An 18,377-nucleotide genomic window follows, 5' to 3' on the forward strand; every position below is an offset into this window, starting at 1 on the left:
CCCGTAAAAAACTGGACATATTTAATGTGATTTTAATAGTATGGATATAAGAAATATATATAATAGCTTTTATTAATTGAAATCAGGGGTGGAAAAGTGTGATAGCATGGAGCGATAATTATTTAATGGGAATAGCTGAATTTGATAATGAACATAAGAAATTATTCCAAATAGCAGAGCAGATATTAAATAGATTGCGGGTACGCGGCGATGAAGAAGGGATTCGAATGTTCATCTTGCGTGAAGGGTTAAAGTACTTAAATGGATACTTCCTGGAGCATGCTGCACATGAAGAGGCCTATATGAAAAAGATTGGTTATGAAGGTTATTCCCTGCATAAAATGCAGCACGATGACTTCCGTGAATGCCAGCTTACGAGATACCACAAGCTTATGGAGAGTGGAGCCTGTAGCAAAGAAGATATCTGGGATTTTGTAGGCTCAGGGATTGGCTGGCTGCTGGAGCATATTACAACAGCGGATATGGCTATCGTTGGGAAAGGGGAGTTCAGCAAGCCAATTAAGGCCGACGTCAATGCGACGGCATTAGAAGAAGAAATCAATATGCTGTTTTCCGTAACGCTGAACATTGAAGTCCGATCAAAAATTGTGAGCTCAAACTACAATGGGGATTCCTTTGGGAAAGCGGTATGTCAACGAATCGTTTATGAAACTGGTGGACGTAAAAAGACCGTAATTTCCGGTATTGAGCGTTCATTTATGATGAAAGTAGCAAAAATGATTTATGGAGATACTGCATTAGACGAAATGGATCTCGTACTATCTACAGTGGAAACGTTTGGAGCGCAGTTCTGGCTCACTTTTTATCGCCAACTCACAGGCGATGACAGTCAAATTATTGTTAGGGAAAATCAATTCCTGATAGGCAGAACACTGAAAGACGAAATACGGAAGATGAGACCGGCCGCCTCACTGCTATTCACCTCAGACATGGGGAAATTTTTTGTTGCTACGAACTCAGAATGCGTTATTGCAAAAGGCGTGTTTAACCATACGGGTTAAACACGCCTTTTCAAGTGAGGCATCTGATTTTCCTTATCATAGGGATTGGAAACCGGCTTTAACAAGCTGTATACGTGCTTTAGGTCGCTTTCAAAGCCCATATCCACGAATGCCTTTGCAATTCCGGCAGTTGTATCAGTAAGAACTACAGACGCGTGCGGCAGATAGCTGCGCTCTGAAAGCTATGTAAAAAGAAGGATCAAAGCGGGAGCGCTGGTCTTTCTTTTTATGTGGTTGTTTCGAGTTAGGCGTGAAATACAAGCGTTATCATTATATGAGAGTATGGTATAACATCCATACTTAGTAATGCAGCTCCACGCGTATTAAAAGCTGTTTAATTGCTTGAATTGAAAATAATCAGGTATGCTTGCCTGATTACAAGAAACCCCTTTGAAGCCGGTTTAGCTAAGGTACTAAAAAATATAAATGGAACTTATTATTCAGGAAAGGCGTGCTTATGCACGCCTTTCCTTTCGGTATACGCTATAAATAGAGTGTGCTTTCAGGCTGCTTTCAAAGCCCGTATCCCCTGGGACCGTATCTGCAATTCCTGCTGGTACAGTTGCAGGGAATGAAATTCCTCGTCTGTCTCCGTCAGCTCCTTCTGGAACAGCGCCTCGTAGCGCTGTTTTTTTCTCCTTCAGATCCTCTATACGGCGGACCCAGCGCTCCATGATGGCTGCGCTCTGGCAGCCGCTGTCTATCAGGTAAGCTGCCTTCTCCTGGTACTCCTGCGCCTCTCTGCGTGCGAGTGCATAAAACTCGCCGGCCATCTTTTCACGCTGCTTTGCATCGTCAGCCATAAAAAAACTGTTCACCACCAACCCATCGTTCAGTTCGTATTTTACAAAAGCAGACAAGGAGTCTGTTGGGATAGCGCACTTTACCGTGGGAATCTCGTTTTATGGCGAACTGTTGACACAAATTTGAGGTTGTGTTATTTTTCTATATATAACTCTAATAAATATATAATGGTGCTTCTTGTAGTTATACAAGAGTCTCTTATGATCAGGATTGAAAATCCACGGCAATTTGGGATAGAACAGAGAGGTCGGCAATGAATGTTGCTATTTGTGATGATAGTTTAAGCGAAAGACGGACTATCCAAGAATGGATAACGGACTATTTAGGGGAAAGACCCCAACTGGCAGGACAGCTTTTCTTGTTTGAAAATGGTAGGGCATTGCTGGATGCGGTGAAAAAAAGAGGAGGGTTCGACCTATATCTTTTAGATGTTATCATGCCGGAGATGAATGGTATTCAGAGCGGATTGAAGTTGCGAGAGTTAGGTGCGGGTGGAGAAATCATCTACCTGACTTCCTCCAAGGATTATGCTGTAGATAGCTATTATACCAATGCTTTTTTCTATTTGCTGAAACCGGTGGAAAGAAAAGTGCTGTTCTCTGTGCTGGACAAGGCTGTCGAAAAACTAAACAGGCGGAGAAGAGAAAAAATTGTAATTAAGACGTCTGAAGGACAGAGATGCATTCTGCTGGATCAGATTTTGCTGGCAGAGAGGAAGGGACACAGTGTTCAGTATTATTGTACAGAAGAAACAGTGAACAGTTTAACCTTTCAAAGCACCTTCCGTGAGGTGATGACACCTCTGTTGGCTGATAGGCGGTTTTACCTTTGTGGAGTCAGCCTTGTATGTAACCTTCAGCGGATATCTGCAATTACGGGACAAAATGTTGTGTTGGACAATGGAATCAGTTTTACTGTTCCACGGAGGGGCGCGGCTGCCCTTAAAGCAGCATGGGGTGGGTACTGGCTGACGGAGGGGGAACGCTAATGCCGGTGCTGGGAGTGCTGTCCGTTTCGACAGTCATTGGCATGGTTCTTGTAAGTATTTTTGTGGGGAGCCGCTTTTTTGTAAGAAAAACAGCGTGGCTTATCAGCATGGCTGTCGTCTTGATGATAGGCACGTTGTCGTTCCTTGCAGTAGTTTGGGGTGAGGATATTGCTGTACAGTTTTATACGCTGGTCGTCCATCTTCCGGCTTTTATCCTCTTTACCTGGATTGGGAGATACAGGGGCTGGAGACTGTTGTTCCAACTTCTGTCAGCAATCCTGTTCTGCTTTTTTATTCAGCACGGGGCGGCGTTAGTCTACTACTTGTCAGGATTTAACACCCTGGCGTGGATTGTTTCCTATAGCCTGTTTTCTGTTGCCGTGATATATTTTGTATGGCACTACCTGCGTCCTATGTTCCGCAAGATGCTATGGGAGGTACACCACGGTTGGGGGCTCATGTGTTTGGTGCTGGGAGCATACTATGGGATCACACTTTATCTGATTCCAGGATATGCGGGAACCGAACAAAGCAGCACGGTTTTGAAAGTGAGCCTTTCTTTGATGATGGCAGGTGTATACACCCTGTTGATGATCTTTTTTTCAGTTACCCATCAGGAAACCGAGAGCAGGAATTCCGCTCAAATGGAGGCCTTGCAGATATCAGCCTTAAAAGATCGTATAGCTGCAATGGCCGCAGCGGAGGACGAGGTACGCATAGAACGGCATAATCTTCGCCATCAACTACAGACAATAGCTGAGTTAATCCGAAAAGGATGCGAACAAGAGGCGTTAAACGTTATCAGCAGTACACAATGCCACTTGCATGAAGCGCCCCTTAAACACTGGTGTCAGCCGCCGGTAATAGACGCAATGTTTTCTTTCTATTTTGGGCAGGCCGAACAGAAGGGTATCCAAGTGCAGGCAGATATTTCGCTTCCAGATTGTACGCCTGTGGATGAGACTGAATTATCCATTGTTTTTGCGAATGCTATTGAAAACGCTATCCATGCCAATATGGTTTTACCTGTGCAGGAGAGATATATCTGCTGTAAGATTATATGTCGTCCGTCGCTTATGTTTGAAATAAGCAATCCGTATGCTGGGGAGATCCGTTTTGATGAAAATGGATTCCCGATTGCTTGCGAAGAGGGGCACGGCCTGGGGACGAAAACAATTGCAAATTTTTGTGAGAAATATAGTGCTTTTTGCCAATATGAAGCTGTAAACGGGCGGTTCTCGCTCCGTGTCATATTATAGGATTAACGCGATAGTAAGACAGCAGCTTTAATTAGAGGTCCCAATATCATGTCAGGTAATAAAAAGCGATATGTACCTAATGAAAAGGTGCGTATCGCTTTTTTCATTGGCCAAAGAACCAAATCAGAATAATTATAATCCAATTTTGCATATATTCTCAAAACATCTATGCGCTTTGCTATAATAAAATCAATAGCACTATAGTACATAATTTATATTATGAGCATAATGAAGGAAGCGATTTTGCAGTTTTTTAGAGGAAGAAATGTTAGGAGCAGCTGAAGCAAGTGATATACGGGAAGAAAGGATGTCTGACTTGTACTGGAAAAGTAAGCAGCAGATTTAGAAAATGCTAATTAAATCTTCAGGAGGGGCGCCCCTCCTGGTAGGAAAGGGATACCCCTTTCCTACCACAAAATCCTTGTAAACCATTACAGCACATATCGGAGGAAGTACATGAAAAGAAGACTGATCAGCATGATGTTAACCCTGTGCATGGTACTCTCAATGCTTGCGCCCACCGCCTTAGCAGCAGATGAACAGGGAAATTTGACGCAGGCTTCGGGCAGTGAACAGGCAGAATGTACCTGCGCCATCCAACAGGAGGAGGGCGCTTTTATCCATGCCCCAGACTGCCCGTTTTATACTGCACCCAAAGAAGAAAAGCAGGAAGAAGAGGCTCCGCAGGCAGATGTGGAACAAATTCTGGACATGCTGGAAGCCCTGCCGGTTCCGGAAACGCTGGACGGGGATTGGCGGAATGCCCCAGCAGAGGATATAGCGGCCGCCCGCACCGTTCTGGAGGAGCTGAACGAAGGCGACATTGATCAGGTTCCGGAAGAACTGCTCGTCAAGCTTGAGGATCTGGAGCATATCAGGGATACCGTAGGAGACTGTGCGGACTTGGGCTGCCCATACCATTACCAGCCAGAGGCTTTGTCTGAAATGGAGGAGGGCAGAGAGGAAACCCCGGACGCTCTTACTCTGAGTGATCTGGTCAGCGAATATGGAATCACGCCCCCGATACAGCCGAACGCAGTGTGGGAAGAACAGCACCCGCAGACAATTATTATTGGGGAGGACAATCAGAATAACGCCCATACGGGAGAGCCGGATGGGGATATGGACAAATACCTGGATTTTAGAAACAAAAAGCTGCCTATTGAACTTTCCTTTGAACTGCAGGAGGGTGAATTGCCGACGCAAAGCGCCTTTGTAGCTATCAAGGCATACGATGTGGACGAAGAAGATGGGGAAAATGATTTTGTCTATTTAAACGATGATATTTTTCTGCCTATGGATCAGGAATGTGACCAGTTTTCTAGCTTATTCTATGGCAAAACAACGTACAACAATGAGAACATTGGATACCTGTCTGGCACGAACGGGACATGGAATACAACTGTGCTGGAAATCCCGCTGGAAAAGCTTCGCGCCGGCACGAATACAATTTCCATAACCGTTGCGAAGGGGTGGTGCGTGGAGGTAGACTGGATACAGGTGATTCTGGATGGCGGCAGCAAGGACAGCAGCATTTCCGGCTTTGACCTTACGCTTGGAACGCCGACTGGCACCGCCCAGGTGACCGTTCCCGCCACTGTCACAATCGAGCAAAGCGGAAATACGGTGTATCATACAGAATATACGCTGCTGAATGAAGCGGGGGATGCGCTGGATGCGGCGTTTGGACAGGCATCTGAAACAGAAACTGTTCAATTGACAATCCCCAAGAATTCAGAAGACGGCGAATATAAGGTGGTGGGCCTGCTGAAAGATGATGATGAAAACATCAAAGCAATGGACACAGTTACATTCCGTCTGAAAGACGGAGTACCGAACTTCGCTCCGATTCTGACGCATACGCTTTCTCCTTCCTCACTTACGAAACAAAATGTAACGGTTAACGTATCCGTGGATGACCCTATGGGCTGCGAGGGGATCACAATTATCGGGCCTGACGGCAACGGCGCAAATTACTCAGCATCCCAAAACGGCGAATATGCCTTTACTGTAAACTATACATGGAATGGGCAGAAGCTGACAGACAGCTATATCGTTAAAGTGGACAATATAGATAAAGAGCCGCCTGAGATCAAAGCTGGCGATGTGCCGTCCGTTTATGAGGATACGACGGATGAAGAGGTGGAAGCCTACCTCAAAGCTGCAGTATCCATTACAGATAATACTAAGGTGGATGAAGACAGGACTGTCTGGGAGGGGATAAAGGGGTTGGCTGCATCCAGCGGTCAAAAGCAGGTTACAGTCACTGCCAGCGATATGGTGGGTAACAAGGCAACGGAAACAATTACGGTCACCGTCCTGCCCAAGCCCTTGGAATTGACGATGGAAAATCCCGAGGGACCAGATGACCAGACGTATGCACTGAAAGCTGCCCTGAAATATACTGGCGGGCTGACGATCACGGAATCAGGCTTTGTATGGGGCAGCATGCAGAACCCTACGCTCAATGTCAACAATGGCAGCGCAAAAACAAGTGTTCCGGTGACGCAGAAAGGGGGAACGCTGTCTGCCACGGCTGATAAAATCGCCGAGGGTATAAATTACTATGCCAGAGCTTATGTCAAAACAAGCGATGGAGGAATCTACTACAGCGACACAAAAACTTTTGGCATAGGAGCGCCACAATACGGTGTCTTTTCCATTGAGAATAATGGAAGCAACACCTTTACCATTAGCCGTACGGGAGGCAATGAGGGTGCGCAGACTGTCTATTACCGGACGGTGAGCGGCTCGGCAGTCAGCGGCACGCATTTTACCGGCGTATCCGGAAAGCTGGACTTTGATGAGGGCGAAGAAAAAGAGACCGTTACGGTCACAGAACAGGGAGCTTCGGCTGCTTTCGAGGATAAACAGGCCACCCAGTATTCCAATGCAGACAGAATATACTGGCTGGAGATCTACCGAGTCGATGGCGGCGCCACCATCGACAGCGGCAGGAGCCGCGCGCAGCGCACGATGACAGTGGACCAGGAACACAGGGTTGACCGCAGGATCTTTAATGACTTTGAAAAAACGATAGCAGGTAGCAGTCACGAGCATGGCGATAATACTGACGACGGAGGTCTGGGCTGGGCGGAAGGGAAAGAAGGCACGGACAGAGAAACGCTTGATATAACAAGTGTGTTGACAACCCCTGGTTATTGGCGGTCGTTGACAGGCGCGGAACTCCAATATAAGATGCAGTTTAAGGCGAAAGAGATCGATGACGGATATCAGCATATGCAGGTCACGCCGGGAAACGATCGGCAGGATATCAGTTTCTGGCCTTACGAAGGGAACTGGGACGGTTCCCCACCCCCTGAAAATACCGGCGGCGCGCGCTATGCCTGTACCTTTGAGCATGGCGGTAACAAGAAGAATACGACGCCCGCCCAATATTATATGCCGGACAGCAGCGGCAGCAATCCGGACAACGCCGAGTGGAGCGAGCGATGGGCAAAGGGGATTGACGACGGGAAAAGCTACATTCCTCTGCCGCTGGACGAGGACAAGGTGACAATTAGCTACGCGGCCAGCGGCAAAGACAGCGACAACTGGGAGACACAAAACGAGATACATTATTTCCGTATTGGCGATACATCGGAGCCGCAGCTCTTGGGCGTAGCTCCAGTAGGGGACGGCTACCGGATCGGGGATCAGATTACGGTTTCCCTGATTTTTGACGAGATCGTGGACCAGAAGAACAGTGCAATCAGCGAGGCTGCATTAAAAATTAAAACCAGTTGGGGCGATTTTTCTTATGCCGGCGGTGCAGATACAAATGTACTTTACTTCACGGGAAAGATTTCAGACACAGCAGATGGAGCATTAACAATAAACAGCATTGAGGGCGCTGAATACATCAGGGATATGTGTGATGATGAGGGAACGAGTACATCCTCAGGGACGGGAAACGCCGGCGGCAATGTGGATACAGCGGTTCCGGTTATTACAGTCAGCGAAAAGACCATTGCGGAGGATAACAGCAAGCTCTCTGCGGTAATATCCTCTACCAATGCCACCAGCCTCCAGTACCGGTGGAGTACGGAAACGCAGATGCCCGTAGCGTGGCTGACAGGCGCTTCCGGCGAAGCAGCGGCAACACTGTCCGCTGACGTACAGGAGCAGCCGGCAGAAAGCAAAACATATTATCTGCATGTGCTGGCAACCAACAAAATAAACGGTTCTACATCGTATGCCTGTGAGGCTTTCACATTGCATTCAGGTACGGGGGGAGGGATACCTCCTGTTTATATCGCGCCGGAGTTGCAGGTAAAGGCAGAGGACACACCGGAATGGACAAAACAGAGCAGGAAGATTTTAGTAGACTGGAAGCCGGCGGATCAGGTTGTTTCCTATACCGGACCGAACGGGAGTACAGGGACGGTGACGGGAGACAATGGCTCCGGCCAGCTTGAAGCCGAAGAAAACGGGATATATACTTTTACTCTGAAAACGGATGACGGTGTTCTAACAAAGCAGGCAGAAGTGACAGGCATCGATAAGATGAAACCGGAAATGACGATCCGCGCGCCGGAAGCAGAGGATGTCTATACGCCTGTGAAAGATGGGGAGGAGCAGGAGGAAGTCCATGAGCCAATCATCTATCATGCTATTACGGTTGGCGGAACGGCTTCGGACAACCTGTCTGGCGTGGAAAAGGTAGAGTATATATTTGTTGAACAAAACGAAGCGCCAGAGGGTGGTTGGACACAAGCTGTACTGAAAGACGGTAGCTACAGCTTTACTTATACCGCGGCACAGGAAAAGGAGACAAAGCTGTATCTCTTTATCCGTACAACCGACAAGGCGGGTAATGCGGTGATTGAAACGGCCGGCGAGACGCCATATACGGTTGTAAAGGAGCCGGCTCCCGGGACAACCGAAATTCCTGAATTCTCCTTTCAAGATAGTGGTGCGGGCTGGACAAAGGGGCCGGTGAACCTTCAGTGGAATGTATCAGCGCCGGAAAGTGGTTTTGAAGTGTATCCGTCGGACCAGCCCGTTGTGAGGGATGAACCAGTCGGAGAAATACGGGCGGCAAAGAACGGCCGGTATACGGTTGGCGTCAAGGCCGGAAACGGTGAAATGATAGAAAAAAGCGTGGTGGTCAACAGAATTGATAATGAAGCGCCATGGGTGGATATTTCCGTACCCGAAGGATGGGCAAAAACCAAAACGGTAGAGATATCCGTTACGGATGACCAGTCGCAGCAAGTGGATGCGACTGGAAAAGTGACAGGATACAGCGGCAGCGGTATTGCATCCGTGGAATGGAAAACCGAAGATGGAGAGTATAGTAAAATCGGGGCTGATGAGAGCGGCGGTTATCAGTTTGTCGCGCAGACAAATGGAACATATATGGTCAAGACCACCGATAACGTCGGTAATACAGAGGAATACAGGGTACTGGTCGATAAAATTGATGTTACAGCGCCCAAGATAACGATTGGCGACATTCCAGATGACTGGCAAGGTGAGGAGCAGGAAATTGCCATTACAGCGGAAGATAACGAAAGCAGCATACAGGAACTCAAGTATGCGATAGCAGAAACTAAGGGGACACCGCCCAGTGATTTATTTACGGTTGAGAACGGTAAAATCACTATTGCCCAGAATGGAAAGTGGTATATTTACTACCGGGCTGAAGATCGGGCTGGCAATATTTCCTCCGGTTGGAGCGAAAAGCCGGTTATGGTAGATATGACTACGCCTGTTCTTTCGATTACCGGAGGAGAAAAGGGAAGCGAAGAGCTTTCCCTGAAGATAACGGTAACCAACAACGGCCCTTCGGGCGTATCCATCAGCGCTACTCATGGAACGGAAAGCAGCGAGCCTGTAGAAGGAAGCTACAAGATTGTAGAGGCGGGCGAGTACATATTCAAAGCAGTGAGCGGCGCAGGGAAAACTGAAGAGAAGAAAGTGACAGTCCACAAAATAACCTTTACATGCAGTGAGAGCAGCGTGCCTTCCGCGCAGCTGGTAGTAAATGGTGGACAGGCGGTGAAACCGGCGGATCCTTCGCGTGCTGGATACAAATTCGCAGGATGGCAGAAGGACGGTACAGAGTATGAATTTGGTAAAGGCGTGACCGAAAATATTGAATTGACCGCGAAATGGGAGTTAACAGGGCCGGAGGTGAAGCTGAAGGCTACGCCGGCTGCAGAGACAGCATATACCGGACAACCTGCCATCACACTGATTGCAGAAGCAAGCCATCTGGAAAAGGGAGTGACCTATCACTACGAATGGGAAAAAGACGATATCCCGCTGGAGAATGAAGGCAGTAGCCTGGAACTGACAAATGTAAGCGATTCCGGCACATATACGGTTACCGTGACTGTGGCAACTGCAGCCGGCGAAAGCGCGAAGTCTTCGGACAGCATTGAAGCGGTTGTCCGGCCGGCAACTGTGTCCTTTGCTATTCAGGCAGACGAGACAACATATAATGGAAAGCCTCAAAAGCCAGTGGTAACACAGACTGTTGGACAAACTCCGTCTGTGGGAGAGGATTTCACAGTAAGCTATGAACAGGCTGGGAAAGTGGTATACAGTCCGACGGAAGCGGGACGTTACGATGTTATGGTAACGCTTACAAGCAAAAACTTTGCATTTGAAGGTGGACTGGATAAGAAGAACATCGGCTCCTTTTGGATAAACCGGAAACCAGTGCAGGTTATCTGGCGAGGGTTGGAACAAATCTACAGCGGACAGGAACCTGAAAACGTAATAGGGCTTAGCGGCGTCCTGCCAGGAGAGGATTGCGGGCTTAAACCGATTCCCTTGCAGGCAGATGCGGGAATATACCCTTTGCAGGCGGAATTAACAGGGGAAAATGCTGAAAACTATGTGCTGACAAACCCAGATGCGGTATTGACAATCCGTCAGGCACCGGTGGCTTTTGAGGTAACGGATAACGTTGTACAGTACACAGGGAAGCCGGTATATGCCAAAATATCCCCCAGTATAGGAGGGTTTGATAAGTATGCAATCACCTATTGGGATGAAAATGGGAATCTGGTTGCAGAGCCGTCTGCAGTTGGCACATATACGATCCAGGTGAAATTGACAGACAAAAACTATCGTCACACAGATGCCGCCGATGGCGCAGCCCGAAAAATTGGTACACTGACTATCACAGAACAGGAAGCCCGCACCTATTCGGTTTCCTATACGGGAGAAGGAACGGAGGGTGTTCCCAAGGGGGAGGGGCTGGCGGCCAGCTCTGTGGTACTGCTGCCAGATGCAGAGCGTGCAGGCTTTGAACTGACTGGCTGGGTGTGGGACGGTGTATGGTATTACCCAGGCAGCTTGTTTATGATGCCGGCGGAAGACGTTGTCTTTGAGGCGCAATGGGAGCCGGTATTCCAGATAGGCGGCGAAGTTGTCACCGATGAGACTGAGAATCCAATAGCGCATGTAACCGTAACATTGAAACTGGGGGCTGAGGTGATCGCTGAAACTGTGACAGACGACAAAGGGAGGTTCTCTTTTGATGGCGTTTCAGCCGGTATCTATAATCTGGTAGGAAGCTATAATGGGATTATCATGACTATCCAGGCGGAGATCCGAAAAGGTGAGAACAGTATTACGATTGAGATGCCGCAAGGGAAAACAAACTCTATAGTGAGGGTGGCGGAGGATGCGCCGAGGTTAACAGTTGGTAATCTGGAAACCGTCTTTACGGCAAAAGAAGCGTCCGAAGAGTTATACACTGTGGCTGACAGCAGGACTGTGCAGGCTGGTGGTGTTGTAGAAGTGTGCATGACTGCAAAAAACGTTTCGGAAAGTGAGGCGTATGAAGCGTATAAGCAGGTAAAAAGGCATGACCAGGACACCAATATCGGGCTGATTCTGGACTTATCCATTGAAAAAAACGTCCGGGCACAGGATGGAACGGAGATTCCAGAGCAAAGCATCGAAAATGTAAAGGACACAGGAGTTTTGCTGGAGACGCGGATCCCGTTAACACCGGAATTGCAAGATAAGGACAGTTATACTGTTTATCGCATCCATGAAAGTGAATTGCAAACACTGACCGAAAAGGCGAACAGTGATGGGGAGCGTATCGAACTGGCGGATGACGGGAGAACACTCATTATTTATGCTCGCTGCTATTCTACCTATATGATAACTTGGAAGCCTGGCCATTCCAGTAATGGCGGTGGTAATAGCAGTGGTACGACCAGCAGCAGATATCCTATTTATGTGGAAACCGACGGCAGCGGCACAGCGGACTCCAACAAAGACAAGGCCGCGTCCGGTGAGACGGTCACGATCACCACGGAGGGCGTGGTGGAGAGCATTACCGCAACAGCCGACAAGACCGGAAAGGAAGTCAAGCTGACGGACAAGGGCAATGGAAAATACATCTTCAAAATGCCCAGCTCGGCGGTCACGGTCAAGGTGCAGTTTGAGCAAAAGCCGGAGATTCCCAGTGTGGCCGACCCTGACAGCACCGGCGTTTCCTCCATGCTGAACACCAGAGAGCATATGGCCTACATGGTAGGCTATGAAACCGGGGACTTCGGCCCTGCAAACAACATCACCCGCGCCGAGGTGGCGCAGGCGTTCTACCGCCTGCTGCTGGACCAGAGCCACAGCCAAAGCCCGTCGTTCCCCGACGTGGCCGCGGATGCGTGGTATCACGAGGCGGTTGTGACACTGGCGGCAAAGGGCATCATCACCGGCTACGAGGACGGTACGTTCCGGCCGGAGCAGCCCATCACCCGCTCTGAGTTTGCGGCTATTGCGGCCCGCTTCGCCAGGGCCAGCACCGACAAGGCGCTTACGTTCCCTGATGTTCCAGCGGACGCATGGTATCGCGGGGCGGTGCAGACGGCGGTAAGCTACGGCTGGATTAACGGCTACGAGGACGGCACCTTCCGTCCTGAGCAGCCTATTGGCCGTGCGGAGACGGCGGCTATCATCAACCGCATGTTGGCCCGCATTGCAGACCGCAGCGCGGTGGACAACGGCGCGGGTACTCGTTTCCCTGATGTGCCTGCAAGCCACTGGGCGTTCTACGACGTGGTGGAGGCTTCCACGGAACACGATTACACCAGAGACTCCAACACGGCTGAGGAAAGCTGGAGTTAATTTGACCTCCGGGGGCTTGTCCCCTGTACCGAGGCCGCTTATGGAAACTCCCCCAACAGGAGAAGCGGCCAGAACCGAATAGCACCACAGGCGAAAAGAGGCGCGAATGTCATTTGCGACATTCGCGCCCCTTTTTTATCCGACCTTTTCTGAGTGGATTTCCCATAGTTCAGCAAATACCTGAAAAAAACAGGGAAATATAACCCGCACCGACAAAATCCGCGGTGACTTGGCAGGGTACTTGCCTCTAGGAGTGTTGACAAAGCCCCTCATTGAAAAAATATAGACACGTTCTTGTCTGGTCAATGCTTGTTCTGTATAGGCTGGAGGTATAATATACGCAGAGGTAATAGGGCTTGATGGAGGAAAGAGGACGCCTGCTTTTTGCGGCTCTGGCTGTTATTAAACGCCATACCGCCCACATCGGACAGCATATCCGCGCTCACCGCGCCGATATTGACGCTTTTCATTATAGCATGGTAGCAGCTTCTTGACGTGTGATCAATTTCTTTGGGGCGAATAAAGAAGTTGTTCCGGTACCGCCGACACCGTTTACTATTCCCAAAGCTGTTGCCTGTAGAACATATTTAGAGTTGGTATCAGCATAATGGCAATGCGATGTATCTATAGATGAAAGATTTAATCCACATACGTTTAACAGAGAGATTGCCATTTCACAAAATTCTTCGCGTGTGATAGGCTGTTGATATGAACTCTGCAAATGATCAGGAACTAATCTGAGTTTAACGGCTTCATCGCAATCGTTTTCTGCCCATGAAGATGGTGCGGCAAGTGAATATGTAAAAGTTAGTAAAAAAGCTAAACTAACGGAAATTAATTTTTTCATAGTGTATCCCTCCGCTTCCTTATAGCACTTTTGCTTATTTTATCACTTCTACTTGGTTGTTTCAAGTTAGGCGTGAAATACAAGCGTTATCATTATATGAGAGTATGGTATAACATCCATACTTGGTAATGCAGATCCACGCGTATTAAAAGCTGTTTAATTGCTTGAATTGAAAATAATCAGGTATGCTTGCCTGATTACAGGAAACCCCTATGAAGCCGGTTTAGCTAAGGTACTAAAAAATATAAATGGAACTTATTATTCAGGAAAGGCGTGCTTATGCACGCCTTTCCTTTCGGTATACGCTATAAATAGAGTGTGATTTCAGGCTGCTTTCAAAGCCCGTATCCCCTGGGACCGTATCTGCAATTCCTGCTGGTACAGCTGCAGGGAATTAAATTCCTTGTCTGTCTCCGTCAGCTCCTTCCGGAACAGCGCCTCGTAGCGCTGCTTTTTCTCTTTCAGCTCCTCTATGCGGCGGATCCAGCGCTCCATGATGGCCGCGCTCTGGCAGCCGCTGTCTATCAGGTAAGCTGCCTTCTCCTGGTACTCCTGCGCCTCCCTGCGTGCGAGTGCATAAAACTCGCCGGCCATCTTTTCACGCTGCTTTGCATCGTCAGCCACAAAAAAGCTGTTCACTACCAGCGCTTTGTCGTTCCGGTTGGCATGGTTCAGCTGCTCTATCAGGTCCTCGAACAGGCCAACCTGGTGCATTTTGTCCCGCGGGATGAAATACAGCCTGCCATAGACCGAGACCGGCAGCGCGTCCAGTGCCTTCAGATAGTGCAGCAGCACCGTGTCTATCTGGCTGCGGCCCAGGCAGTTCCGGAACACGCCGAATTTCTGCTCCATGTCCGTGCAGAGCTGGTCCACATCCAACAGCGGGTCGCTCTGCACGGTATCGTGGTACATCATGCCGGCGCCGCTGTCATAGCAGACGTTGGCCAGCTTCTCATACCGGTTCGTGCGCAGGCCAACGCTCTCCCGCACCAGCTCGCGCGAATAAAGGTTCCCGTCCCGCTGGTTGTCGCGGCAGTAGATACGGAAGATCTCCTGTGCGCCGCCGGAGCCGGACATGGTCCGCCGCGTCACACGGCCGGTCGCATTCCGGAAGGCGTCCACCTCCGAGATGCGCCGCCCGGCATACGGGAAGCCCAGCGCCGCGCAGATCCGCTCGAAATCGCTTTGCTCCACCAGCACATCGGCCAGCGAATAATACAGGAATTTGCCCAGCAGCCGGCTTTCGTCCGTGCTGTTCTGCACTACCATAAAGCCGTTCGTATTGTTTGTCATAATGCAAATCCTCCTTCATGCGCTTCGTTTCATCGCCAGAAAATCGTCTATGCCCTTATACGCAGGGTCCCATGCCATCGTGCGGCAGGGGACGCCGGCTTTTTTCATCTCCAGCCGCAGGCGGGAGACAGCCGCCTGTACCTGAGGGTTGCAGCGTTTATCCATGTCGAACGCCTCCCATGCCTGTGAGACGCGGAGCTCCTTCAGCGCATCCGCCAGGAACGAGACTGCATTCACGCCGGGGATGCAGACGAAAAGCGTCCCTTCCGTCAGGAAACTGGACACATCGCCCTTTATCGGGCCTTCTGTGATCACCGCTTCCTTCCGGCTGCGGTCACCGGCGACATGCACCCAGCTCCGCGCGCCTGTCCCATACGGCCTGTCCGCGCTGGACATCCATGCGTACTTCATGCGTTCCGCATCGTCGCGCCGGATCTGGATACCCTGCACACGGCCGTCCGCCGCGCGCACCGGGACCAGCAGGCCGCTGTATGCGCACGTCCGCCACGCGCCCAGTTTGTAGAAAAAGCCGGGGATACCGTTCAGGTCAAAGCGGGCGGAAAGCTGCGCGGCGATCTGGTCGCGCAGTTCCTTCCCGCTCCCCAGTGTGCGGTAGCCGTTCTGCCGGATGGCGGCGTCGGTCAGGCCGCGGGCGAGCAGGCTGTCCCGGTGCGCCGCAGACAGGGGCAACAGCCCCAGCATGGCGCGGTACACCGTGTCCCGCCGGTCAAGCGGCGCCGGCCCGCGTTCGGGCGGACACTGCACGGCCGGACGGGGGAAGTGGATCACGCTGTCCCCCAGCAGCTCGTGGTAGGCGTCCCTGTAGGAAAGCCCGGTGCGCCTTGCGTACAGGGAAACAGCATTGCCGTGCGCCCCGCAGTGGAAGCAGTGGTACTGGTCCGTGCCCGTGTACAGGTATAGCCGCCGTCTGCGGTCCCCGCAGAACGGGCAGTTGATATGCACCTGCCGCTGCCCGCTGTCCTCCACCGGCAGGCCGCTCTTCCTTGCCGTGGGCAGGATGGGGAAGGTCTTATAGCCCATCACGTCACCCAGCCTTCCGCTGCGGCTCGTCCAGCGCTTTCACCTGGAGCGTCTGCCGCGGTACGACGCGGGTCAGTATCATCTGCCCGCCGTGCTGCGCGGCGCCGAGGTCGCACAGGCTCTCCGTGTTGTCCACGAACAGCGGATAGCTTTTGCCGGATAACCTGGATAACAGCTCTACCACCTCCAGCCCGCAGCGGACGCGTTCGGAAAGGGAGAGCCGGACATAGTCGCGGCCATCCCAGGTCAGCTTGAACACGTCCCGCAGCTCGCCGCTTTCCTTCATCGACTCATACAGCTTGAGGCCGGCCCTGCGCATTTTCACAGGGGCAAAGAGCCGCGCCGCCCGTTCGGACTGGTAGGCTTTTGCCGCCGTGATCTTGTCGTTCAGCGCGCGGATAGTTTCGTCCATCCTGTCCAGGGCTTCCTTCTGCCCCATGGGCAGGCTGGCCATCAGCTTTTCTATCTGGCCGATCCCGCTTTCCAGCCTGCTCTGCTCATGGAACAGGGTTTGGTACTGCTGCGCTTCGTCGGCAGAAAGACCGCCAAGCACGCGCTGGGCGGACAGTTCCTTGATCTTCGCCTTGATCAGTTCCCGCTGCTGCGCGGCGGCGCCTGTGGGCAGGGCCTGGAGCGCTGCGGCAAGACGGGAGATTTCGGCGGCTTTCTGCGCTTCAAACTGTAGACGGCTTTGCGTTTCCTGTGCGGCGAGCGCTTCACTCTGTTGCCGCAGGGCAGTGCCGTCCGTCTGGATCTTCTGCAAACGCTGGGCAAAGGCTGTCTGTACTTCAGGGAATGCAGCGCCGTCCAAGCGGCGCAGGCAGGTCGGACAGACACCTTGCTGCTGCAAATACTGTAAACGGCCTGTCTCGTCATTGTACTTGCCGTACAGAAGATGAAGCTGGTTTTGCATCTGCTGCAGCTGTGCCGCGCCGGCAGATTCGTACTGCCGCTGCTGCGCGGCGTCCAGCTCTGCCTGCAGGGCCGCGCGGCGGCCATCCGCCTGCCCGTCCTGCACCGCATCGTACTGCGCGCTGAGCCGGGCGATCTCTGCATCCAGTGCAGTAAAATCCTGCGCTTCCTGCTTGCGCACGAGCGGCGCGAGCGCTGCAGCGGTGTGGGCAAGCAGGGCTTTCTTTTCGTCCAGCTCCTTTTGCAGCCTTGCACGCTGGCTGTCCGTCTGCTGCATCTGGCCGTCCAGTACCAGCCGGTCCTTTTCCAGCTCCTTCAGCTCGCTGCGCTTCTCTTTCAGGTAGACCTCCGGCATTTCCAGACGGTCGTCCCCGAGGACGCCGCGCATATGTTCGCTCAGCTTTTCCATCACCGCTTCGTGCGGCACAGCGGGCAGGTACTGCTCGATCAGCTTCCGCCCGTCCCCGCCGAGTACCTCTGCAAAGTACAGGGGATTGAGCAGGGAGAGGATGAGGTCGCGGCTGCCGAACCGCTCCGCGAAGCGTTCCTGTGTCATCAGCACGCCGTCCAGTGATACGAAGGTCTTCCCCTCGTGCCGCCCGCGGCGGATCACATGCGTCTGGCCGCCCTCCGTGCGCACGGCGATCTCCACGCGCATGTTCGCAGACGCCCCGTTCTGCAGCCGGTCCAGATCGCGTCCGCCGAAGTACGGCGCGCCGGTGAGCGCATAGGCGATCGCGTCCGCGACCGTGGACTTTCCCTGGTAGTTGTGGCCCGTGACGGCCGTCCTGTGGCCGAACGTCCAGGTATGTTCGTCTGCAAAGCAGCTAAAACCGGTAACAGTCAGCTGCACGATCTGCAAAGATGTGATCTGCGCCATCAGCACACGCCCCCTTGCGTATGGCTTTCCATCCAGCCATGCAGGACGGAAACAGCCTCCCTGTGTCCAAGCTCTGGGAACTCGCGTTCCAGATACTTTGCTGCGCCGAACATATTAATAAGCCCGCTGTCCCGCAGCCCGTCCAGATATGCATAATAGGTATCCTGCTTCATCTTTTCCTCCGTTCCCTCACGCGGCAGGCTGATAGTCCTGCAACTCATAGTACGTCCCG

At 51.4% G+C, this 18,377-nt stretch carries 10 protein-coding genes; 4 read left to right on the plus strand and 6 right to left on the minus strand.

What is annotated here, in order from left to right:
* Positions 1 to 98: 98 nt before the first annotated feature.
* Positions 99 to 1,022, plus strand: coding sequence for a bacteriohemerythrin (locus OCV66_RS14700; RefSeq protein ID WP_147574587.1), 924 nt, complete (start codon positions 99 to 101; stop codon positions 1,020 to 1,022).
* Between the two features lie 455 nt (positions 1,023 to 1,477).
* On the opposite strand, the gene OCV66_RS14705 is transcribed toward OCV66_RS14700, so the two are convergent.
* A complete protein-coding gene (locus OCV66_RS14705) occupies positions 1,478 to 1,882 on the minus strand; it encodes a DUF6744 family protein (RefSeq protein ID WP_147574588.1) in 405 nt (134 codons plus the stop codon).
* A gap of 197 nt (positions 1,883 to 2,079) precedes the next feature.
* Between OCV66_RS14705 and OCV66_RS14710 the strand changes: the two genes are divergently transcribed.
* The 3 genes from OCV66_RS14710 to OCV66_RS14720 all read left to right on the plus strand — a co-directional run bounded on the left by OCV66_RS14710 (position 2,080) and on the right by OCV66_RS14720 (position 13,172).
* Entirely contained in the window at positions 2,080 to 2,814 is a 735-nt protein-coding gene (locus OCV66_RS14710; RefSeq protein ID WP_147574589.1) for a LytR/AlgR family response regulator transcription factor, read from the plus strand.
* Positions 2,814 to 4,073, plus strand: a complete 1,260-nt coding sequence (locus OCV66_RS14715; protein ID WP_262564828.1) for a GHKL domain-containing protein — start codon at positions 2,814 to 2,816, stop codon at positions 4,071 to 4,073. Before OCV66_RS14710 ends, OCV66_RS14715 begins: the two co-directional genes overlap by 1 nt.
* 456 nt (positions 4,074 to 4,529) lie before the next feature.
* Positions 4,530 to 13,172 (plus strand): S-layer homology domain-containing protein, encoded by an 8,643-nt coding sequence (locus OCV66_RS14720; RefSeq protein ID WP_147574591.1) that lies wholly within the window; start codon positions 4,530 to 4,532, stop codon positions 13,170 to 13,172.
* Positions 13,173 to 13,641: 469 nt separating this feature from the next.
* Here the strand turns inward: OCV66_RS14720 and OCV66_RS14725 are convergent, their stop codons facing one another.
* From OCV66_RS14725 to OCV66_RS14745, 5 genes are all read right to left on the minus strand, one after another.
* On the minus strand, positions 13,642 to 14,019 hold the full coding sequence (locus tag OCV66_RS14725; RefSeq protein WP_147574592.1) for an S-layer homology domain-containing protein: 378 nt from the start codon (positions 14,017 to 14,019) through the stop codon (positions 13,642 to 13,644).
* Between the two features lie 324 nt (positions 14,020 to 14,343).
* Positions 14,344 to 15,312, minus strand: a complete 969-nt coding sequence (locus OCV66_RS14730) for a DUF6744 family protein (RefSeq protein WP_147574593.1) — start codon at positions 15,310 to 15,312, stop codon at positions 14,344 to 14,346.
* A gap of 15 nt (positions 15,313 to 15,327) precedes the next feature.
* On the minus strand, positions 15,328 to 16,353 hold the full coding sequence (locus OCV66_RS14735; RefSeq protein WP_147574594.1) for a DUF3854 domain-containing protein: 1,026 nt from the start codon (positions 16,351 to 16,353) through the stop codon (positions 15,328 to 15,330).
* Between the two features lie 4 nt (positions 16,354 to 16,357).
* Positions 16,358 to 18,145, minus strand: coding sequence for a hypothetical protein (locus OCV66_RS14740; RefSeq protein WP_147574595.1), 1,788 nt, complete (start codon positions 18,143 to 18,145; stop codon positions 16,358 to 16,360).
* The coding region (locus tag OCV66_RS14745) for a hypothetical protein (protein ID WP_262564832.1) at positions 18,145 to 18,377 on the minus strand (233 nt) is incomplete at its 5' end. The genes OCV66_RS14745 and OCV66_RS14740, both read right to left, overlap by 1 nt.

The organism is Agathobaculum ammoniilyticum (genome assembly GCF_025567315.1).
Classification (GTDB): domain Bacteria; phylum Bacillota; class Clostridia; order Oscillospirales; family Butyricicoccaceae; genus Agathobaculum; species Agathobaculum ammoniilyticum.

What these genes read in the sequence shown, in the direction of transcription:
- OCV66_RS14740 (WP_147574595.1), bottom strand. Translation starts at nt 18,145, where the DNA reads ATGGCGCAGATCACATCTTTGCAGATCGTGCAGCTGACTGTTACCGGT.
- OCV66_RS14720 (WP_147574591.1), top strand. Translation starts at nt 4,530, where the DNA reads ATGAAAAGAAGACTGATCAGCATGATGTTAACCCTGTGCATGGTACTC.
- OCV66_RS14725 (WP_147574592.1), bottom strand. Translation starts at nt 14,019, where the DNA reads ATGAAAAAATTAATTTCCGTTAGTTTAGCTTTTTTACTAACTTTTACA.
- OCV66_RS14715 (WP_262564828.1), top strand. Translation starts at nt 2,814, where the DNA reads ATGCCGGTGCTGGGAGTGCTGTCCGTTTCGACAGTCATTGGCATGGTT.
- OCV66_RS14710 (WP_147574589.1), top strand. Translation starts at nt 2,080, where the DNA reads ATGAATGTTGCTATTTGTGATGATAGTTTAAGCGAAAGACGGACTATC.
- OCV66_RS14735 (WP_147574594.1), bottom strand. Translation starts at nt 16,353, where the DNA reads ATGGGCTATAAGACCTTCCCCATCCTGCCCACGGCAAGGAAGAGCGGC.
- OCV66_RS14730 (WP_147574593.1), bottom strand. Translation starts at nt 15,312, where the DNA reads ATGACAAACAATACGAACGGCTTTATGGTAGTGCAGAACAGCACGGAC.